Annotated in this window: 1 pseudogene; it reads left to right on the top strand. The window is 67.1% G+C overall.

Annotated features, from left to right (window positions below):
- Positions 1-487: pseudogene (locus AOK24_RS50520) on the top strand (glutamine synthetase); the annotation flags it as partial.

Here is a 487-nt window from a genome sequence, read left to right on the forward strand (position 1 = left end):
TTCTACACCCACCCCGAGATCGAGTTCTTCCTCCTGAAGGACCGCCCCCTCGACGGGTCCCGCCCCACCCCCGCCGACAACTCCGGCTACTTCGACCACACGCCCCAGAACATCGGCATGGACTTCCGCCGCCAGGCGATCACCATGCTGGAGTCGATGGGCATCTCCGTCGAGTTCTCCCACCACGAGGGCGCGCCCGGGCAGCAGGAGATCGACCTCCGGTACGCCGACGCGCTCTCCACCGCCGACAACATCATGACGTTCCGCCTGGTCATGAAGCAGGTCGCGCTGGAGCAGGGCGTGCAGGCGACGTTCATGCCGAAGCCGTTCTCCGAGCACCCCGGCTCGGGCATGCACACGCACCTCTCCCTCTTCGAGGGCGACCGCAACGCGTTCTACGAGTCCGGCTCCGAGTACCAGCTCTCCAAGGTCGGCCGCTCCTTCATCGCGGGCCTCCTCAAGCACGCGGCGGAGGTCTCCGCCGTCA

It is taken from the genome of Streptomyces niveiscabiei (assembly GCF_001419795.1).
Classification (GTDB): Bacteria; Actinomycetota; Actinomycetes; order Streptomycetales; family Streptomycetaceae; genus Streptomyces; species Streptomyces niveiscabiei.